The sequence below is a fragment of the Achromobacter sp. UBA5777 genome (genome assembly GCF_002418565.1).
In the GTDB taxonomy this organism is placed as follows: Bacteria; Pseudomonadota; Gammaproteobacteria; order Burkholderiales; family Burkholderiaceae_B; genus Achromobacter; species Achromobacter animicus.
Window position 1 is genome coordinate 500 of the sequence record NZ_DIEJ01000036.1, and the last position, 4,265, is coordinate 4,764.

Genomic DNA, 4,265 nt, shown 5'->3' on the forward strand with positions numbered 1-4,265 from the left:
CCCGGCGCCGCCCCGCCATCAGGCGCACGAACGTATCGTGTGCCAAGTCTGCGGCGTCGAAGGAACTGCCCAATTTCTTGCGCAGCCACATCGACAGCCAGCCGTGGTGTTCACGATAAAGCTGGGTGACGTTGTCGGCGGATGGGGATAGCGGCGCAGGCAAGGCGCACCTCGGCATATATGCAAATAGGAATTGTTTTTATTCTATACGAGCCACCTGGACTCGCACACGCGCCAGGACGGTGGGATAGAATCGGAGTCCTTCCCGCCCGACTCAATGAGCGCCATGCAGAACGACCTGTCCGTGCCTCAGTTCCTTGCCAGCGGGGGGGAAATGGGCGCACGTGTCGGCCGACACGACTGGTCCGCGACGCCACTTGGTCCCCTCTCCGCCTGGCCCGCCTCGCTGCGCATTGCTGCAGGCATGGTGTTGTCCTCCCGGTTCCCGTCCTGCCTGGTCTGGGGGCCCGAATTCATCTCCATCTACAACGACGCCTTCGTGCCCATCCTGGGCGCCAAGCCCGACGCGCTGGGCCGCCCGTTCAACGAGGTCTGGAGCGAAGCGTGGTCGCTGATTGGCCCGATCGCCGAACGCGCCTACGCCGGCGAGGCCACCTTCATCGAGGACTATCCGCTCGTCGTCCACCGGTACGGCCGCGCCGAACTGGCCAACTTCACGTTCTGCTACAGCCCCGTGTACGACGAAAACGGCGACGTCGTCGGCATGATCGATACCGTCATTGAAACCACCGCCCGGGTCGGCGCCGAAAAGGCGCAGGCCGACGCGCTGCGCCTGGCCGAAGAAGCCCTGCGCCAAAGCCAGAAGATGGACGCCATCGGCCAGCTGACGGGCGGCGTCGCGCACGACTTCAACAACCTGCTGACGGGAATCTCTGGCAGCCTGGATTTTCTGTCTCAGCGCCTCGCGCAAGGGCGGACCGACGACCTTGGCCGTCACATCGCGGTGGCGAAAAGCGGCGCCGACAAGGCGGCCGTCCTGACGCGCCGCCTGCTGAACTTTTCGCGCAGGCATCCGCTGGAGCGCAAGGCGGTGGACATCAACCACGTCATCGCCGACATGGAGGCGCTGATCGCGCGCACCGCCGGACCGGCGGTCACGCTGGACGTGGCCTGCGCGCCCGGTTTGTGGCCGGTCTGGGTGGACGCACACCAGCTTGAAAACGCGCTGCTGAACCTGTGCCTGAACGCGCGCGACGCCGTGTCCGGAAGCGGCACGCTGCGCATCGCCACGAACAACGAGACACTGGACGCCGAGGGCGCGCGCGAGCGGGGCTTGCAACCGGGCGACCACGTGCGATTGCGCGTGTCCGACACGGGCTGCGGCATGACGCCCGAGACAATGCGGCGCATGTTCGAACCCTTCTACACCACCAAGCCCGCCGAGCGCGGCACCGGCCTGGGACTTGCGCTGGTTCACGGCTTCGTCCGCCAATCCGGCGGCCATGTCCAGGTGCATTCGCAACCGGATCAGGGCACGGATATCGACCTGTACTTTCCGCGCCATGGCGGCGCCCAGATCGAGGTCGCAGCGGACACCGCCGCCGCCCCGCCCCCGCGAACCTTGCAGGGCGGGACGGTGCTGCTGGCCGAAGACGACCCCGCCGTGCGTGAAGTCACCGCCGAGGTGCTGAAGGAAATCGGCTACGACGTGATCGAGGCCACGGACGGCGCCAGCGCGCTCAAGCTTCTGACCACGCAGGCCCGGATCGATCTGCTGGTGTGTGATCTGGCCTTGCCGGGCGGCGTGAATGGACGCCGGGTGGCAGAGACCGGCAGGACGTTGCGGCCCGGGATGAAGGTGCTGTTCATCACGGGCTACGGCGAAAGCGCAGAAGGCGACAACATGCCGTCGGCGGGCGCGCCCGTGCTGCAGAAGCCGTTCACCCTGGATGACCTGGCGAGCCAGGTGCATGCGCTGATGCGCTAACGCGCTGCTGATATGCGGCCGGCGGGTGCTCAGACAGTCGGCAGGCGCCGGGTCGTGCGGATCCAGAACAGCCCCGCCCCCGACAGCAGCATGGCGAACAGCAGGTACATAAAACAGATCAGCAGGCCGAAGAAGTAATAGCGGTCGTAGACGCTGGCCGCCCACCACGCAACCCCGCCATACCCCGCCATGACGATGAACGGCAGCCACAGCACCGCCACGCCGGCGCGGCGCCAGCCGGGGGTGTTCAGACGCGGAAATCGATGCGGGCGGGCGCGCAGCAGCAAAGCCAGCGCCGACAGCGCCGGCAGCACAAAGGCCAGCACCGCCAGCACCAGAAGGCCGGCATCCAGGAACGTCGCCACGAACTCGCGCAAAATCGGCTCCTTGCACGGCGCGCACGGGTGGCGCCGTCCCGGACGTTATACACGAGGCGCCGCAGGCGTCCTTACAGCTTGGGCGCGTAGCGCACGGTCAGCATCACATTGCGGGGCTCGCCGTAGTAGTTGTTGCTGGACAGCGTGTTGTACGACGGCACGTAGTATTTCTTGTCGAACACGTTGTTCACGTTCAGCCCGAAACTCAGCTCCGGCGTGGCCTGGTAACCCACGCGCGCGTTCCAGATCGTGAATCCCGCCAGCTTGAATTCGCGGTCCGAACTGATCGTCGACGTCTGTGTGTTCACGCCGGCGCCCACGCTCAGGCGGTTCCACGTGCCCGGCAGCTTGTAGTTGGCCCACAGACGCAGCATGTGCTTGGGCGTCCAGGTGCTGAAGACCTTGCCCTGGTTGTCCGGATCTTCCAGGAACTTGGTGGTGTTGTAGGCATAGCCGGCATACAGCTCCAGGCCCCTGACCACCTCGCCGGAAATCTCGGCTTCAACGCCCTGGCTGCGGACCTTGCCGGCGGCACGCGAGCAGTACCAGCCGTTGCAGGCAAACCCGGCGTCGTAATCATTGACCGCACGATTCTTGTGGTCGTAGCGGTACAAGGCAAGCAGGGTATTGACCCGGCCATCCGCCAGTTCGCCCTTCAAGCCGACTTCATAGTTGTTGCCCTCGATCGGCTTGAGCAGGCTGCCCGACACCGTGCGCTCGGTCTGCGGTTCGAACACCGTGGTGTAGCTGCCGTAGACCGACCAGTTGTCGGACAGCGAATACACGACGCCGGCATAAGGAATGAATTCTCCCGAGGTCGACGACGTCGTGGTGTCGCCCCCGCCGCTGTAGCGGTAGTCGAACCAGCCGACGCGGCCGCCGCCGATCAGCGCCAACGATTGCGTGGGCTTGACGCGCCACGTGCCGTAGATGCCCTTCTGCCGGATGTCGTAGGCGCTGCGCGAATCGTAGCCGCTGGCGGCGACGATGGAATCCATGTCCTGCCACGGACGGTGATGGTCCAGATCGAAGATATTGCCGCCGCTTTCCCACGAGCGGGTGAACCGGTCATTCGTCGTGAGCTTGGAGTAGTTGGCGCCGATCACCACCTCTTGTGCCATGCCCCAGGCGTTGAAGTCACCGGCCACCGACATGTCCATGCCGCGCTGGCGGCTCGTGAAGTCCACGCCGAAATTGCCATAGTCCAGGCCGCTGCCGTCACGCTGCACCGGTCCGGTGACGCGCTGGTGCACGGTCGTGTTGTCTTCGTCCATCGCCACGCCGGCCAGCCGGAAGCGCCACGCCGAATTGAAGCGATGTGTGATGTCCGCATTGAAGATGGTCTGGTCGTTGGTGGCGCGGTTCCAGGTCGAGCCGGTGAACGTCGAGCGCGGCAAATCGATGCTGCCGCCATCTTCATAACGGGGATAGCCGACGAACATGGGCCGCGACTTGCTGTACCGGTTGCTGACGCCCAGCCCCACTGTCGTGTTTTCGGTGATGTCGTAGTCCAGCGCGGCGTACAGGTTGCGCGTCCTGTCCCACACGTAGTCGATGTACGAATGGCTGCGGTCTTCGTCCAGCACCACGCGGCCGCGCAGCGTGCCCGATTCGTTGAGCGGACCGCCCGCATCCAGCGTCAGGCCGTAGTGATCCCACGACCCCACCTTGCCCGAGATGACCACCGACGGTTCGGCGCCGCCGCGCTTGCGCACCAGGTTGATCGCGCCGCCGGGGCTGCCCGCGCCCTGCAGCAGGCCGGCCGCGCCGCGCAGGATCTCCACGCGGTCATAGAACACCAGCGAATCCTGCTCCCAGTTGCCCAGGCTGTAGCTGTTGCGCAGCAGGGACACGCCGTCGTATTGCAGCAGGTCCACGGGAAAGCCGCGCGAATTGATCGCGACGCCGGCGCCCACGCCCTGCACGCCCACCATGCCGGC

4 protein-coding genes are annotated in these 4,265 nt (G+C 65.7%); 1 reads left to right on the top strand and 3 read right to left on the bottom strand.

Annotated elements, in window-relative coordinates; genetic code table 11:
• Positions 1 to 178, bottom strand: a 178-nt coding sequence (locus B3446_RS02380; RefSeq protein WP_291377170.1) for a sigma factor, incomplete at its 3' end; no start/stop codon positions are given.
• A gap of 15 nt (positions 179 to 193) precedes the next feature.
• Here B3446_RS02380 and B3446_RS02385 point away from each other — a divergent pair.
• Complete coding sequence (locus tag B3446_RS02385; protein WP_291377165.1) at positions 194 to 1,948, top strand: ATP-binding protein; 1,755 nt, start codon at positions 194 to 196, stop codon at positions 1,946 to 1,948.
• Between the two features lie 29 nt (positions 1,949 to 1,977).
• Here B3446_RS02385 and B3446_RS02390 read toward each other — a convergent pair whose 3' ends face one another.
• Complete coding sequence (locus B3446_RS02390; protein WP_291377166.1) at positions 1,978 to 2,325, bottom strand: hypothetical protein; 348 nt, start codon at positions 2,323 to 2,325, stop codon at positions 1,978 to 1,980.
• Between the two features lie 71 nt (positions 2,326 to 2,396).
• Positions 2,397 to 4,265 (bottom strand): TonB-dependent siderophore receptor (locus B3446_RS02395; RefSeq protein WP_291377168.1); only part of this gene is annotated, 1,869 nt, incomplete at its 5' end.